Annotated in this window: 16 protein-coding genes; 10 read left to right on the plus strand and 6 right to left on the minus strand. The window is 59.7% G+C overall.

Annotated elements, in window-relative coordinates:
* Nucleotides 1-71: 71 nt before the first annotated feature.
* The gene (locus tag ACXX83_RS03420) at nt 72-893 is read right to left on the minus strand and encodes an HDOD domain-containing protein (RefSeq protein WP_458547570.1); all 822 of its coding nucleotides are present in this window, start codon (nt 891-893) and stop codon (nt 72-74) included.
* A gap of 34 nt (nt 894-927) precedes the next feature.
* On the minus strand, nt 928-1,869 hold the full coding sequence (gene ygfZ / locus ACXX83_RS03425) for a CAF17-like 4Fe-4S cluster assembly/insertion protein YgfZ (RefSeq protein ID WP_458547571.1): 942 nt from the start codon (nt 1,867-1,869) through the stop codon (nt 928-930).
* 149 nt (nt 1,870-2,018) lie between these two features.
* Between ygfZ and ACXX83_RS03430 the strand changes: the two genes are divergently transcribed.
* Together ACXX83_RS03430 and ACXX83_RS03435 are read left to right on the plus strand one after the other, a co-directional pair.
* The gene (locus tag ACXX83_RS03430; RefSeq protein WP_007979797.1) at nt 2,019-2,273 is read left to right on the plus strand and encodes an FAD assembly factor SdhE; all 255 of its coding nucleotides are present in this window, start codon (nt 2,019-2,021) and stop codon (nt 2,271-2,273) included.
* Nucleotides 2,257-2,709, plus strand: coding sequence for a protein YgfX (locus tag ACXX83_RS03435; protein ID WP_217837466.1), 453 nt, complete (start codon nt 2,257-2,259; stop codon nt 2,707-2,709). The genes ACXX83_RS03430 and ACXX83_RS03435 overlap by 17 nt, the downstream gene beginning before the upstream one ends.
* Here ACXX83_RS03435 and nadB read toward each other — a convergent pair.
* Nucleotides 2,678-4,294: an L-aspartate oxidase gene (nadB, locus tag ACXX83_RS03440; RefSeq protein WP_015093911.1), complete on the minus strand. Its 1,617-nt coding sequence runs from the start codon at nt 4,292-4,294 to the stop codon at nt 2,678-2,680. The genes ACXX83_RS03435 and nadB overlap by 32 nt on opposite strands.
* Nucleotides 4,295-4,846: 552 nt before the next feature.
* Between nadB and rpoE the strand changes: the two genes are divergently transcribed.
* From rpoE to ACXX83_RS03460, 4 genes are all read left to right on the plus strand, one after another.
* Nucleotides 4,847-5,428, plus strand: a complete 582-nt coding sequence (rpoE, locus tag ACXX83_RS03445; protein WP_003172477.1) for an RNA polymerase sigma factor RpoE/AlgU — start codon at nt 4,847-4,849, stop codon at nt 5,426-5,428.
* A 31-nt stretch (nt 5,429-5,459) separates the two neighbouring features.
* Nucleotides 5,460-6,047 (plus strand): sigma-E factor negative regulatory protein, encoded by a 588-nt coding sequence (locus ACXX83_RS03450; RefSeq protein WP_015093912.1) that lies wholly within the window; start codon nt 5,460-5,462, stop codon nt 6,045-6,047.
* Between the two features lie 8 nt (nt 6,048-6,055).
* Nucleotides 6,056-7,015, plus strand: coding sequence for a MucB/RseB C-terminal domain-containing protein (locus ACXX83_RS03455; protein ID WP_015093913.1), 960 nt, complete (start codon nt 6,056-6,058; stop codon nt 7,013-7,015).
* A 178-nt stretch (nt 7,016-7,193) separates the two neighbouring features.
* Nucleotides 7,194-8,618 carry a DegQ family serine endoprotease gene (locus ACXX83_RS03460; protein WP_015093914.1) on the plus strand — a complete coding sequence of 475 codons (1,425 nt, stop codon included), beginning with the start codon at nt 7,194-7,196 and terminating at the stop codon, nt 8,616-8,618.
* Nucleotides 8,619-8,695: 77 nt separating this feature from the next.
* Here ACXX83_RS03460 and ACXX83_RS03465 read toward each other — a convergent pair whose 3' ends face one another.
* Complete coding sequence (locus ACXX83_RS03465) at nt 8,696-10,129, minus strand: M48 family metalloprotease (RefSeq protein ID WP_095966284.1); 1,434 nt, start codon at nt 10,127-10,129, stop codon at nt 8,696-8,698.
* A 98-nt stretch (nt 10,130-10,227) separates the two neighbouring features.
* Between ACXX83_RS03465 and ACXX83_RS03470 the strand changes: the two genes are divergently transcribed.
* Both ACXX83_RS03470 and ACXX83_RS03475 read left to right on the plus strand, forming a co-directional pair.
* The gene (locus ACXX83_RS03470) at nt 10,228-10,467 is read left to right on the plus strand and encodes a sulfurtransferase TusA family protein (RefSeq protein WP_007979782.1); all 240 of its coding nucleotides are present in this window, start codon (nt 10,228-10,230) and stop codon (nt 10,465-10,467) included.
* A gap of 31 nt (nt 10,468-10,498) precedes the next feature.
* Nucleotides 10,499-11,569: an AI-2E family transporter gene (locus ACXX83_RS03475; RefSeq protein WP_007979780.1), complete on the plus strand. Its 1,071-nt coding sequence runs from the start codon at nt 10,499-10,501 to the stop codon at nt 11,567-11,569.
* Between the two features lie 130 nt (nt 11,570-11,699).
* On the opposite strand, the gene ACXX83_RS03480 is transcribed toward ACXX83_RS03475, so the two are convergent.
* Both ACXX83_RS03480 and ACXX83_RS03485 read right to left on the minus strand, forming a co-directional pair.
* Entirely contained in the window at nt 11,700-12,173 is a 474-nt protein-coding gene (locus tag ACXX83_RS03480; protein ID WP_126049850.1) for a peroxiredoxin, read from the minus strand.
* 11 nt (nt 12,174-12,184) lie between these two features.
* On the minus strand, nt 12,185-12,745 hold the full coding sequence (locus ACXX83_RS03485; RefSeq protein ID WP_007979776.1) for a glycine cleavage system transcriptional repressor: 561 nt from the start codon (nt 12,743-12,745) through the stop codon (nt 12,185-12,187).
* Nucleotides 12,746-13,074: 329 nt separating this feature from the next.
* On the opposite strand from ACXX83_RS03485, the gene dapA reads away from it, so the two are divergent.
* Both dapA and bamC read left to right on the plus strand, forming a co-directional pair.
* Nucleotides 13,075-13,953, plus strand: a complete 879-nt coding sequence (gene dapA, locus ACXX83_RS03490; protein ID WP_007979774.1) for a 4-hydroxy-tetrahydrodipicolinate synthase — start codon at nt 13,075-13,077, stop codon at nt 13,951-13,953.
* 17 nt (nt 13,954-13,970) lie between these two features.
* Nucleotides 13,971-15,086 (plus strand): NlpB/DapX family lipoprotein, encoded by a 1,116-nt coding sequence (gene bamC, locus ACXX83_RS03495; protein WP_458547574.1) that lies wholly within the window; start codon nt 13,971-13,973, stop codon nt 15,084-15,086.

The raw sequence follows: 15,086 nt of genomic DNA on the forward strand, positions 1-15,086 counted from the left end.
CATTGAACCGAGTCGCCGCAGATCAAATGTGGGAGCGGGCTTGCTCGCGAAGGGGTCGACGCGGTCTTTGATCAGTAAAACATCGACCGTGTTTCTTCCAGGTCGGCGCACATCGCCTCGTCGTCGATGTCGATGCCAATTGCATGGAAGGCCGGCACGCTCAACGGATCAATACGAGCGAACGGATGGTCGGTGTCCTTGTGGCAATACAGGCTGGCCACCTGCACCAGATCCACATAGTCGACCTGCGCCGACTGGCGTTTGAAATTCAGGTAGAGCTGCGGTACCTGCACCAGCATGTCGGGAAAGTCCCAGACCTTGAGCAGTTTTTCGCCGATCAGGGGATGAATCCGGTCGATCACATGGTTGAGGCTGACCGGGTCGGACAGCAATTCATAGTGATCTTCGGCGTAGGTCAGGATCGGTAGTACGCCGATCTGATGCACCAGCCCGCCAAGGGCGGCCTGGTCGGGCTTGAGTCGGGTGTAACTGCGGCACAGGGCATAGCTGACGCCGGCGATTTCCAGGCTTTTGCGCCAGACTTCGCGCATTTTCTGTTCCACCACGTCGGAGCGGGCGTGGAAAATCTGCTCCATGACCAGGCCGATCGCCAGGTTGCAGCTGTAGTTTATGCCCAGGCGAGTGATCGCGGTGTGCAGGTCAGTCACTTCCTGGGTCGCGCGCAACAGCGGGCTGTTGACCACTTTGATCAGGCGCGCCGACAGCGCGGTATCACGGCCGATCACTTTGCTCAGGGTACTGACGCTGACTTCCGGGTTTTCCGCGGCCTTGCGAATTTGCAGGGCCACTTCCGGTAACGTTGGCAGAACCAGGTCATCGTTATTGATGGCCTCAACCAAATCCTGTTGGACCTTTTCCGCCAGCTCGCTCATTTAGTCTCTCTGGGTGTTGCGCCAAGTGCTGCCGTTATTGCTGGATTTCGCGATCGCGATCCAGTTCATAAGGCAGGTCGAGCAGCTGCAAGGACGGCCCTTCGAGCGCCCCCAGGTGGATGTCTCCACTGTCTGCCGCTTCGGCTTGCAACACCGCCAGGAGCTCAATGCCTTGCCCGGCGCGGGCAGCCAGCACCACTTCGCCGATAGAGCTGCCATGGGTCGGGGAGAACAGCGCGATACCCGGTTCCGGCAGCTCGCCGGCCGCCAGTTGCAGGCGATACAGGCGACGCTTGAGTTTGCCCAGGTATTGCATGCGCGCGACGATTTCCTGGCCGGTGTAGCAACCTTTCTTGAAGCTCACGCCACCGACCGCTTGCAGGTTGAGCATCTGCGGGATGAACAACTCGCGGGTGCCGGGCATGACCTGGCCGATCCCGGCACGTATCTGGCCCAGCAACCATTGATTCAGGTCACCTTCGCTCAGCACCGCCGACAGCTTGCTTTTGACCGCATCGGCAAGACCTGCGGCGACCCACAACTCGGCGCGTTGCGGCGAAACACGGATGGCGATCAGTCCATCGCTGCGCACGACGCTGTCGGTTTCTGCCGCCAGGTCCAGGCCGAGGCTGGCCAGTGCGGCGTCGCCATGGTCAATGCCGAAGCGGACCCAGGCGGCACTTTCGTCAGTCAGTTTCGATTTGGAGAACACCGCGTATTTTTTCAGGTCCGCCAGTTGCGGTTCGAGCAATTCGGTGGCCATGGCCAGGACCACGCCATCACCTTCGAGCAGGATGCGGAAACTCGATTGCATCCGGCCTTTCTGCGTGCAGCGCGCACCGAGGCTGGCCCGGGAATCGCTCAGATAGTTGAGGTTGCAGGTCAGTTGGCCTTGCAGGAATTTGCTGGCGTCCGCGCCGCGGACCGCGAGAACACCTTCATGAGAAAGGGTGCAGAAAAAAGCAGAATCGGCCATGGGTCATCGCAGGGTAAAAAGTCTGGTGGACATCATAAGGGGCCGCCTTCGAAATGGGTAGTTCACAAAGGATCACCGGTGCCCGACCAAAGCCGACTGTTCGACGGTGCGCGGGCCTGTATACTTGCGGCCTATTTGAGGAGCGCTCCATGGTCGAAGATGTTGAACTGAACCGCCTCTTTTGGCACAGCCGCCGTGGCATGCTTGAGCTTGACGTGTTGCTGGTACCGTTCACGAAAGAGGTTTACGCAACGCTCAACGAGGTGGATCGCGCGTTGTACGTCCGACTGCTGACGTGTGAGGATCAGGACATGTTCGGCTGGTTCATGGAACGCAGCGAATCCGAAGATCCTGAATTGCAACGCATGGTTCGCATGATCCTGGATCGTGTCCAGCCCAAGTAATTCGTTCGAATGCCGCTGGCATGCCTCGCGGCAGTTGCTGGCGGCATATCTGCTGGCCCAGCTGTTCGCGCTGGGTTCGTTGTTTTTACTGTCGATTCCGCTCTGGGCCAGCGCGCTCGGCGTTGTGCTGTGCGTGGCTCACGGCGTCTGGCTGTTGCCCCGGGGGATTCTGTTGACGCACCCGCAGGCCATTTGCGGCTTGCGGCGCGATGCCGATGGCTGGCAGTTGTGGAGTCGGGCCAAGGGTTGGCAGCCCGTGCAGCTGAGGCCGGACAGCCTGGCGCTGCCGTTGGTGGTGGTCTTGCGTTTCCGTCTGCGTGGCGAGCGCCGGGTCAGGGCCATTTGCGTGCCCCGGGATGCGCAGGCGGCGGATGTGCACCGACGCCTGCGGGTCCGGCTCAAATTCAGCCGACGTAGGTGGGCGGCACCAGAATAGTGTCCAGCGCGACCGGCAACATGTCCGGGTAGTCGAGGGTGTAATGCAGGCCACGGCTTTCCTTGCGCTCCATGGCTGACAAAATCATCAGCTCGGCCACCTGGGCCAGGTTGCGCAGCTCGATCAGATCCCGGCTGACCTTGTAGTTGCTGTAGAACTCGTCGATTTCATCCAGCAACAGTTGTACGCGGTGTTGTGCCCGTTGCAGGCGTTTGTTGGTGCGCACGATGCCAACGTAGTCCCACATGAACCGCCGCAGCTCATCCCAGTTGTGCGCAATGATCACGTCTTCATCGGAATCGGTGACCTGGCTCGCATCCCAGGCGGGAAGGGGGGCGGGCATTGGAACCCGGGGCAACTGTTCGAGAATGTCCGTGGCCGCCGAGCGGGCATAAACGAAACATTCAAGCAGCGAGTTGCTGGCCATGCGGTTGGCGCCGTGCAGGCCGGTGAAACTGGTTTCGCCAATGGCGTACAGCCCCGGCACGTCGGTGCGGCCCTGTTGATCGACCATCACGCCACCGCAGGTGTAGTGCGCCGCCGGGACCACCGGAATCGGCTGTTTGGTGATGTCGATGGAAAATTCCAGGCAGCGTTCGTACACCGTCGGGAAGTGCGTCTTGATGAAGGCCTCGGGCTTGTGACTGATGTCCAGATAAACGCAATCGATACCCAGGCGTTTCATTTCATGGTCGATGGCCCGGGCGACGATGTCCCGTGGCGCCAGTTCTGCCCGTGGATCGAAGCGCTGCATGAAGCGCTCGCCGTTGGGCAGCTTGAGGTGGGCACCCTCGCCGCGCAGGGCTTCGGTGATCAGGAAGCTCTTGGCCTGCGGGTGATACAGGCAGGTGGGGTGAAACTGGTTGAACTCCAGGTTCGCCACCCGGCAGCCTGAGCGCCAGGCCATGGCGATGCCATCGCCGCAGGCGCCGTCGGGGTTACTGGTGTACAGGTAAACCTTGGCCGCTCCGCCGGAGGCGAGGATCACAAAGCGGGCGCCATAGGTATCGACTTCGCCAGTACCGCGATTGAGCACATAAGCACCGAGGCAGCGATCACCTTCGAGTCCCAGGCGTTTCTCGGTGATCAGGTCTACCGCAACCCGCTGCTCCAGCAGTTCGATGTTCGGTCGTTTCCTGGCCTGCTCGAGCAGGGTTGTGAAAATGGCAGCGCCCGTGGCATCGGCGGCGTGGATGATGCGCCGATGGCTGTGACCGCCTTCGCGGGTCAGGTGGAATTCGAACCCGCCATCTTCATTGCCCGACTGTTCATCGCGGGTAAAGGGCACGCCTTGGTCGATCAGCCATTGAATCGCTTCCTTGCTGTGCTCGACGGTAAAGCGCACCGCGTCTTCATGGCACAGGCCGCCGCCGGCATTGAGTGTGTCATCGACATGGGATTCAACGGTATCGGTGTCGTCCAGCACGGCGGCAACACCACCCTGGGCCCAGAACGTCGAGCCATTGGCGAGGTTGCCTTTGCTCAATACGGCAATGCGCAAATGACCGGGCAAGGTCAGCGCAAGGCTCAAGCCGGCAGCACCGCTGCCAATTACCAGAACATCGTGTTGAAACTGTTGGCTCATTTCAGGATTCCGCTCAAAGCGACCCGGGTCGGGGGTGGCGCAGCTGGACTGGCGAGTCAAGTCAGCCGCACAGCCCACTAGTATATAGAGGGGGGGGACGGCACAATACCCGAGCCAGCATGGCATTGTGAAACTACTGTGACGCAAAATGTCGGGCGCTTCGTCGGATGGTTTTCTGTCCATTGCGCGCGAGAATGACTGTATCGCCGATTTAACAGTCTTTTTCGCTTCACGGTTGCACAATGTCGGTTCGGCGCAGCTATAAATATTTGGAACTTTTGCCAAAGTGCCAAGATCAATAGACCGTTGCCTGAAACAAGGGACAGCGTCGGATTCAGTACAGGATTGCAGTTCGATCCCTGGCGAAGAATCCGATGACAAGATTATTCGCGCAGCCGGGCCCACTCGCGCTGCGCTTTTCGTGCGTGCCAAATCAGAGCCCGCAGGAAACTTGCCTGGAGGGGGAGAACTTTTGCGAAAAGCCCGAGTCTATGGTTGCAAGTCTGGTGGTTTACTTCTGCAAGCCTCCTCCGAGCTCATCGAGGAGTGTTCATGCTAACCCAGGAAGAGGATCAGCAACTGGTCGAACGCGTTCAGCGCGGCGACAAGCGTGCTTTCGATCTGCTAGTGCTGAAATACCAGCACAAAATTCTCGGGTTGATCGTGCGTTTTGTGCACGACACCCATGAAGCCCAGGATGTGGCACAAGAAGCCTTTATCAAGGCGTACCGTGCACTTGGAAATTTTCGCGGAGACAGCGCGTTTTATACGTGGCTTTACCGCATCGCCATCAACACGGCGAAAAACTATCTGGTTTCACGCGGCCGTCGGCCGCCGGATAGCGATGTCAGTTCCGAGGATGCAGAGTTCTACGATGGCGATCATGGCCTCAAGGATCTCGAGTCGCCAGAACGGGCTTTGCTGCGGGATGAGATCGAAGGCACTGTCCATCGAACCATTCAGCAACTGCCGGAAGATTTGCGTACGGCTTTAACTTTACGTGAGTTTGATGGTCTGAGTTACGAGGACATTGCGAGCGTCATGCAATGTCCGGTAGGCACCGTGCGCTCCCGGATTTTCCGCGCCCGGGAGGCCATCGATAAAGCCCTGCAGCCGTTGTTGCAGGAAAACTAAAGACAGCGGCGACAGCCAAGAGAGGAACGCCATGAGTCGTGAAGCCCTGCAGGAATCGCTGTCCGCAGTGATGGATAACGAAGCGGACGAATTGGAATTGCGTCGGGTATTGAATGCCTGCGACGATGTTGAAACCCGTGAAACCTGGGCTCGTTATCAGATCGCTCGGGCAGTGATGCACAAGGATCTGCTGCTTCCACGCCTGGACATCGCTGCGGCTGTTTCTGCTGCCCTGGCTGACGAAGCCTCACCGGCAAAAGCTTCCCGCGGTCCATGGCGCAGCCTGGGTCGTCTGGCGGTCGCAGCTTCTGTGACCCTGGCGGTACTGGCCGGTGTGCGCCTGTACAACCAGGATGAGATCGCCGGTACCGAACTGGCCCAGCAATCCAGTCAGCCCGCACTGGCCGCTCCTCAAGTAAAAGGCCCTGCTGTTCTGGCAGGCTACAATGAGAGTTCGGAAGCTACAGGCCCAATGGCCAATGGCGTTTTGCAAGGTCAGCCAGGCTGGCACGATCAGCGTCTGCCAGGCTACTTGCGCCAACATGCACAACAGGCTGCACTGAAAGGTACTGAGAGCGCTCTGCCTTACGCTCGTGCGGCAAGTCTGGAAAACCGTTAAGGAGGATCATGCGCGCCATACCTCTACTTTCGCTTCTGCTCAGCGGCTGGTTCATCGTTCCAGCCCAAGCTGATGATGCCCAGGACTGGTTGACCCGCCTGGGCCAGGCAGAGCAGCAGCAAAGCTTTCAGGGTACTTTCGTCTACGAGCGTAACGGTAGTTTTTCTACCCATAACATCTGGCACCTCGTCCAGGATGGAAAGGTCCGCGAGCGATTGATCCAGCTCGACGGCTCCGCTCAGGAAGTCGTTCGCATTGATGGGCATACTCAATGCGTCAGCGGCACACTGATAGCAGGGCTGGGGGACTCCCCCAACTCCGCTGCCCGTGCACTCGATCCTCAAAAGCTCAAGAATTGGTATGACCTCGCCGTCATCGGCAAGTCGCGTGTTGCCGGGCGTTCGGCGGTGATCGTATCGCTGAAACCCCGCGATCAACACCGTTACGGTTTTGAACTGCATCTGGACAAAGAAACCGGCCTGCCTCTGAAGTCTTTGTTATTGGACGACAAGGGGCGGTTGCTGGAGCGCTTCCAGTTCACGCAACTGGATACGGCCGATGTTCCTTCCGAAAAGGATCTGCAGGCCAGCAATGATTGCAAGCCAGTCAACCTCGACAGTGACAAGGCTTCTGCCGTCAAGACTGCCCAGGTCTGGCATTCCGACTGGTTGCCTCCCGGCTTCGAGCTGACCAGCAGTACCGCTCGCAAGGATCCGCAGACCAAGACCCAGGTCAATAGCCTGATGTACGACGATGGGCTGGCGCGTTTTTCGGTATTCCTCGAACCGTTGAATGGCGCAACCGTCACCGACACCCGTACTCAGTTGGGGCCGACCGTTGCGGTTTCCCGGCGCTTGACCACGGCACAGGGCGACATGATGGTGACCGTCGTCGGCGAGATACCGGTAGGTACTGCTGAACGGATAGCGCTTTCAATGCGCACCGACGCCACTGCAACCAAGCAGTGAGCTAAATTCGAAATGTTTCGTGAGCATTTCAATTTGCAAAAAAACCTTAAATTTCTTATAGGTCAGAGCCCCTCGGCTCTGGCCTTGTTTGTTGTTCCCGGAACAAAAATACCGGCGTATTGTTCCCGGTGTTCCTTGCTCCATATCGCTTAACCCTGCTCGTCGTAACGGGAGCCGTATGTCGATACCACGCTTGAAGTCCTACCTTTCCATTATTGCCACCGTGCTGGTGCTCGGTCAGGCGGTCACCGCCCAAGCGGTCGAATTGCCTGACTTTACGCAACTGGTCGAACAAGCCTCGCCCGCGGTCGTGAACATCAGTACCACGCAAAAGCTGCCGGATCGCAAAGTCAGCCAGCAAATGCCCGACCTCGAAGGCCTGCCGCCAATGCTGCGCGAATTCTTCGAGCGGGGCATGCCGCCGCAATCGCGTTCTCCTCGTGACCGTCAGCGCGAGGCAACTTCCCTGGGCTCGGGTTTTATCATCTCGTCTGATGGCTACATCCTGACCAATAACCACGTGATCGCCGATGCAGACGAAATCCTCGTCCGTCTGGCCGATCGCAGCGAAATGAAGGCCAAGCTGGTCGGTACCGATCCACGTTCCGACGTGGCGCTGCTGAAAATCGAAGGCAAGGATCTGCCGGTGCTCAAGCTCGGTAAATCCCAGGACCTGAAGGCAGGCCAGTGGGTGGTTGCTATCGGTTCGCCGTTCGGCTTTGACCATACGGTGACCCAAGGCATCGTCAGCGCCGTCGGTCGCAGTCTGCCGAATGAAAACTATGTGCCGTTCATTCAGACCGACGTGCCGATCAACCCGGGTAACTCGGGCGGCCCGCTGTTCAACCTCGACGGTGAAGTGGTCGGGATCAACTCGCAGATCTATACCCGCTCCGGTGGCTTCATGGGCGTGTCGTTTGCAATCCCGATCGACGTGGCCATGGACGTTTCCAATCAGCTGAAGTCCGGTGGCAAGGTCAGCCGTGGCTGGCTGGGCGTGGTGATTCAGGAAGTGAGCAAGGATCTCGCCGAGTCGTTTGGCCTTGAGAAGCCGGCGGGTGCGCTGGTGGCCCAGATCCAGGATGATGGCCCGGCTGCCAAGGGTGGCCTGCAAGTGGGCGACGTGATCCTGAGCATGAACGGTCAGCCAATCGTCATGTCGGCTGACCTGCCGCACCTCGTTGGCGCATTGAAGGCTGGCGCCAAGGCCGATCTGGAAGTGATTCGTGACGGCAAGCGCAAAAATGTCGAGCTGACCGTCGGTGCCATTCCGGATGAAGACAAGGAAATGGGCGCCGAGCCAAAATCCAGCATCGAGCGCAGCAGCAATCGCCTCGGTGTTTCCGTGGTCGAACTGACTGACGACCAGAAGAAAACCTACGACCTCAAAGGTGGTGTGGTGATCAAGGAAGTGCAGGACGGTCCTGCCGCCATGATCGGCCTGCAGCCGGGTGATGTGATCACCCACCTGAACAACCAGGCCATCGGTTCCGCCAAGGAGTTCGCGGACATCGCCAAGGCGCTGCCAAAGAACCGTTCGGTGTCGATGCGAGTGCTGCGTCAAGGTCGTGCGAGCTTCATCACCTTCAAGCTGGCTGAATAATCCGGTTGATGGCTGAATAAAAAACCGCCTCGAAAGAGGCGGTTTTTTTATGTCCGGACTTTTTGTCTGCAAGGGCGTCAGCCCATCATGTCCTTGATCAAGCGCTCCTGTTCCATCAGCTCGCGTTGCCGCGCGTCGATCCGCGAAGACAGCGGGAAGTTGCTGCCGGCCTTGCGTTTGGCGAAGTCCAGTTGCTGAATGGCCTGTTTGTAGTCCCCGACCAGGGCAAAATATTCGGCACGCGCCTGATGCAGGCCGATGATATTGCCCGACAGTCCGCGCGTCTCGGCAACCTGATACCACACGTCCGGGTCATCCGGCCGTGACTTGAGCAGGCTTTCGAGGGCTTTCTCCGCATCTGCGGTGCGGTTTTGCTTGAGCAGCAAGTCGACACGCACCTGGTTCAGCGGGTAGTTGCCAGGGTATTGGGTCATCAGGCGGTCAACCCGGGACTGGGCATCCGCCAGGCGATTGTTGGTGATGTCCAGATCGACCTGAGCGAGGTTGTAGATGATTTCGTTAGGTGACTTGGCCAGCAACTGCTTGAGGTTTTCCCGTGCTTCGTTCAGTTGGCCGCCCTTGATCTGGGCGATCGCCAGGCCGTAGCGCGCGACGTCGTTTTTCGGGTTCTCGTCGAGCTGGGCGCGGAAGCGCTTGGCGCCGAGCCCCGGGGTTTCTTCATAGATCAGCTGTACGCGTGCGCGGATCAGCTGGTAGCGCATGCTGTCTTCAATGCCGCCCGTTGGGAACTGTTCGGCGCGGTTGCGGGTGTCGGCGATACGCGATTCGGTGACCGGGTGAGTCAGCAGGAACTCCGGTGGCTTGGCATCGTAGCGGTACTGACGCCCCAGGCGTTCGAACATGGTGGGCATCGAGCGGGGATCGTAACCGGCCTTTTCCAGATTGAGGAGGCCGATACGGTCGGCTTCCTGTTCGTTCTGGCGGGAGAATCGCCGCTGTTCCTGAATGGCTGCTGCCTGTGTGCCGGCAATGGCTGCGATCCCGGCGTCACCGCCACCTGCCGCCGCTACCACGATACCCGCCAGCAATGCAGCCATCATGGGTACTTGCATGCGTTTTTGTGCTTCGATACCCCGGGCAAAGTGGCGCTGCGACAAGTGAGCCAGTTCGTGCGCCAGTACCGAGGCGTATTCGCCTTCGGTCTGGGCGTTGAGGAACAAGCCACCGTTGACCCCGACGATCCCGCCCGGCGCCGCAAAGGCGTTGAGCTGCGGGCTGTTGATCAGGATGAATTCCAGGCGCCGGTCAGTGACCTGGCTGGTCTCCAGCAGGCGGTAAACGCTGGATTCCACGTAATTCTTGAGTTGCGGGTCGTTGAGTTGCGAAACCTGGCTGCGCAACATGGCCAGCCATGCGCGGCCGAGTTGGTATTCCTGTTGTGGCGAGACAATGGCAGAACTGGCGTCGCCGAGTGACGGCAGGTCGTCGGCGAAGCCCGGTGAGGCGAGCAGGCAAGCGAGCGTCAGCAGGGTAGGGCGCAAAAATGTCATGCACAAAGCCTTAGTCGACAAAGACCTTACTGTAGCCGGACACCGGCGTTGCGACCAGATATTCTAGGCATCTCAACCACCTGACCCGGAGTGATGCAATGACCGACGCTGTAGAGCATGACGTTGAACTGGACGCCAGCGGCCTGAATTGCCCGCTGCCGTTGCTCAAGGCCAAGATGGAGCTCAACCGGCTGGCCAGTGGCGCGGTACTCAAGGTCATCGCCACCGATGCAGGTTCGCAGCGCGACTTTCGCACCTTTGCCCGATTGGCCGGTCATACCCTGCTTCGTGAAGAAGATGAGGCGGGTGTTTACCGCTACTGGTTGAAAAAAGCCTGAAGTCTGCAGCGTTTGCTCCTAAGGATTATTGATGTTCAAAGTGTTACGCGACTGGATTCAGCGCTATTTTTCCGATGAAGAAGCGGTGGTGCTGGCTGTCCTGCTGTTTCTGGCGTTCACCGCCGTATTGACCTTGGGCGGCATGCTGGCGCCGGTGCTCGCCGGGATGGTGCTGGCGTACCTGATGCAGGGGCTGGTGGTGACGCTTGAACGCCTGCGTGTGCCGGGCGGGGTCGCGGTGGGGTTGGTCTTTGCGTTGTTCATGGGGCTGTTGCTGGTGTTTATCGTGGTGGTCGTGCCGCTGCTGTGGCATCAACTGATCACCTTGTTCAACGAGTTGCCCGGCATGCTCGCCAAGTGGCAGTCGCTGTTGCTGCTGCTGCCCGAGCGCTATCCGCATCTGGTGTCCGATGAGCAAGTGCTGCAGGCGATCGAAGTGGCGCGCGGCGAAATCGGCAAGTTTGGTCAGTGGGCACTGACGTTCTCGCTGTCGAGCCTGCCATTGCTGGTGAACATCATGATCTACCTGGTGCTGGTACCGATCCTGGTGTTTTTCTTCCTCAAGGACCGGGCCATGATCGGCCAGTGGGTGCGCGGTTACCTGCCCCGTGAGCGGGCGTTGATCACCCGGGTCGCCCATGAGATGAACCGGCAGATCGCCAACTACATTCGCGGCAAGGTCATCGAAATTTTCATCTGCGGTGGCGTGACCTACATCGCCTTTGTCGTGCTTGAACTCAACTACGCGGCGTTGCTGGCACTGCTGGTGGGGATTTCGGTGGTGGTGCCTTATGTCGGCGCCGTGGTGGTGACTGTGCCCGTGTTTCTGATTGCGCTGTTCCAGTGGGGCTGGAGCGATCAGTTCATCTACCTGATGGCGGTCTACGGGATCATCCAGACGCTCGATGGCAACGTGCTGGTGCCCTTGCTGTTCTCGGAGGCGGTCAACCTGCACCCGGTGGCGATCATCTGCGCGGTGCTGCTGTTTGGCGGCTTGTGGGGCTTTTGGGGGGTGTTCTTTGCGATTCCCCTGGCGACGCTGTTCAAGGCTGTGCTGGATGCCTGGCCGCGCAAGGAGCCGGAAGTCGCGCCGTTGCTTTGACTCTTCGGTGAAGCTGACGGCCTCTTCGCGAGCAGGCTCGCTCCCACATTGGACCTTGTTCGCCTGAACAACTCGGTCAACTGTGGGAGCGGGCTTGCCCGCGAAGGCGTCCGGATAGGCGCTATATGAATCAGGCTTTGTCGAGTGCCTGAGCCGCCGCCAGAACCGCATCCACATGCCCCGGCACCTTCACGCCACGCCACTCCTGGCGCAGCACGCCATTCTTGTCGATCAGGAAGGTGCTGCGATCCACGCCCATGTATTCCTTGCCATACAGCTTTTTCAGCTTGATCACGTCGAACAGCTGGCAGATGGCTTCGTCCTTGTCGCTGATCAGCTCAAAGGGGAATTCCTGTTTGCACTTGAAGTTCTCGTGGGATTTCAGGCTGTCGCGCGACACGCCGAACACTTCGGTATTGGCGGCCTTGAACGCAGCATGCTGATCACGAAAGCCCTGGCCCTCGGTGGTGCAGCCCGGCGTGCTGTCCTTCGGATAGAAGTAGATCACCACCTGCTTGCCCTTCAGGCCTGCGAGGCTGACGGTCTGCCCGCTGGTGGCGGGGGCTTCGAAATCGGCAACCGGTTGGTCGATGGCAACGGCCATGGAAAGCTTCCTTACATTGGGTTCTGTGGGCGCCAGGGTTCGATCAGGGCGTCCAGGTTCAGCGCGTCGGCGAAATCCAGGAACTGATCGCGCAGCCAGCTGATCTGCACGCCGGCCGGCAAGGTCACGGTGAACGTGGCATTGAGCATGGTGCCGCCGGTCTGCGGAGCCTGATAGGTGTCGCAGGTCAGGTTCTCCAGCTCGACATTGTGGTCCATGAAGAACTGGCACAGCTCGTTGATGATGTCCGAGCGGTAGGCCGAGCTGACATAAGCGACGTACGGCAGGGCCTGTGGGCGGTTTTCCAGGGCGGCGCTGCGTACCACGTTGACCGTGAACGCATGCCGCTTGGCCAGCACTGGCAGGCTGCCTTCCAGGCGCGCCAGGGCATCCCAGCTACCGGAGATTTCCAGCACCAGGGCACTGCATTCGCCATGACGGGTCAGGCGAGAGGTGACAACGGCGCAGCGGTTTTCATGGCTGGCGCGGCACAGGACGTTGGTCAGCTCCATGGGGTTGGCGCCGAGGGCACTGATAACAAGGAATTGTTCGCGAACTGTGGGGGTGGACATGCAGCATTCCTAAAGCGATGAGCGGTCGGTACGTCTAAGGGCTGATTGGCCGGGAGCGAGCCTGCGGATGCGAACTCAGAAAGTCCCGAGTGACAGGTTGCGAACAGGCTCCGCCGGGGCGGGAGCGAGACGTGGCAACGCTGGATCAGGACTTGTGATGCCGAAAATGGAGGCTGAAACCCGACGGACGAGCTTGTCTGTAACGATCAAAGTCTGAAGGGTAGCGAAAACCGGCGCCAAGGGGAATGGCGGCAGCACAGTACTTCGCTTGTGCAAGCAACTTGGCGCCAGTACCATTACGGCTCTCTTTTTCCGGCAGGAGCGGTTTCATGATTGCGGGCAGTATGGTGGCACTGGTCACTCCCATGGATGCACAGGGGCGTCTTGACTGGGACAGCCTCAGCAAACTCGTGGACTTCCACCTTGAAAACGGCACCCATGCCATTGTCGCCGTCGGTACCACCGGCGAATCGGCAACCCTTGATGTCGATGAACACATCGCCGTCATCAAGGCGGTAGTCAAGCAGGTCAATGGCCGCATTCCGGTGATTGCCGGTACCGGCGCCAATTCGACCCGCGAAGCCGTCGAATTGACCCGCAATGCCAAGGAAGCCGGCGCCGATGCCTGCCTGCTGGTCGTGCCGTACTACAACAAGCCGACCCAGGAAGGCCTGTATCTGCACTTCAAGCACATCGCCGAAGCGGTCGACATCCCGCAGATTCTCTATAACGTGCCCGGCCGCACCTCCTGCGACATGCAGGCCGAGACCGTGATCCGCCTGTCCACCGTGCCGAACATCATCGGTATCAAGGAAGCGACCGGCGACCTCAAGCGCGCCAAGGCCATCCTCGATGGCGTCAGCAAGGACTTCATCGTGCTGTCCGGCGATGATCCGACCGCGGTCGAGCTGATCCTGATGGGCGGCAAGGGCAACATCTCCGTCACCGCCAACGTCGCGCCGCGTGAAATGGCCGATCTGTGCGAGGCCGCCCTCAAGGGTGATGCCGAGACTGCACGGGCAATCAACGAAAAACTGATGCCGCTGCACAAGGACCTGTTCATCGAAGCCAACCCGATTCCGGTGAAGTGGGCTTTGGTCGAAATGGGCCTGATGCACGAAGGCATTCGCCTGCCGCTGACCTGGCTGAGCGCACCTTGTCACGAAACGCTCCGCACGGCCCTGCGCCAGTGCAGCGTCCTGGTTTAATTGAGGAAGTACAACGCATGAAGCGAATGGCCGGACTTTCCGCACTTGCCTTGATTATCTCCAGCACCAGTGGCTGCGGATGGATCTGGGGCCCGGAAGGTTATTTCCGTGACCGTGGTAGCGATTACCTGGAAGCGCAACAGACTGCACCGATGCAAATTCCGCCGGATATCCATACCGCCAAGCGTCTGGATCCGCTGTTGCCGATCCCGCGCAACGTGGCCGACGACACCGCCACGGGCGAATACGTCGTTCCTCGTCCCCAGCCTCTGACGGCGGCTGCCGACGCCAGTCCCTATTCGCTGCAGAAGAGCGGCGGCACCAGCTCCATCCTGGCGCAGAACCCACCGGCCGAAATCTGGCCTGTGGCCGTTCAGTTCTTCCAGGACAACGGTTTCCGTCTGGATGAACAGCGTCCGCAAACCGGCGAATTCACCACGACCTGGCAGCATTCCGATGAACTGTCTGCGGCCATGGCCAAGCGCCTGAGCGCGGCCGGCGTCAGCACCGACAGCGAAACCCGCGTGCGGGTGCGCATCGAGCCGGGCGTGCAGCGCAACACCAGTGAAGTCTACGTGGTCAGCGCTGAGCGTCCTGCCGGCAGCACCGCCGACGTCGAGTTCACCAACCGTTCGGTCAACACTGGCCTGGACGCGGCACTGGTCGACGACATGCTCGCGAGCATGAGCCGTATCTCGGAGAAGGGCGGCTCTGTCTCCATGCTGGCTTCGCGTGATTTCGACGCGCCCAGCCGTGTCAGCCTGAGCGAAGACGGCAGCGGCAACCCTGTGCTGAACGTCGGTACCGACCTTGACCGTGCCTGGTCGAGCGTAGGTCGTGCGCTGGAACAAGGCGAATGGCGCGTTGAAGACATCAACCGCAGCCTGGGCCTGTACTACATCAACCTGGCCGAAAAAGCCGAGAGCAAAGACGACAAGCCTGGCTTCCTCAGCGGCCTGTTCGGCAGTGCGCCGAGCAAGGAAGAGCTTGAAGCCCGTGCCGAGCGTTATCAGGTTCGCCTGAGCAAGGTTGGCGAGAACGTCCAGGTCACCGTCGAGAAGAACATCAACACCGTGGCGCCGGCAGATGTGGCGCGTAAAGTGTTGAGCATGATTCAAGACAACCTGGGCTGA

The sequence above is a fragment of the Pseudomonas sp. GNP012 genome, from assembly GCF_054343835.1.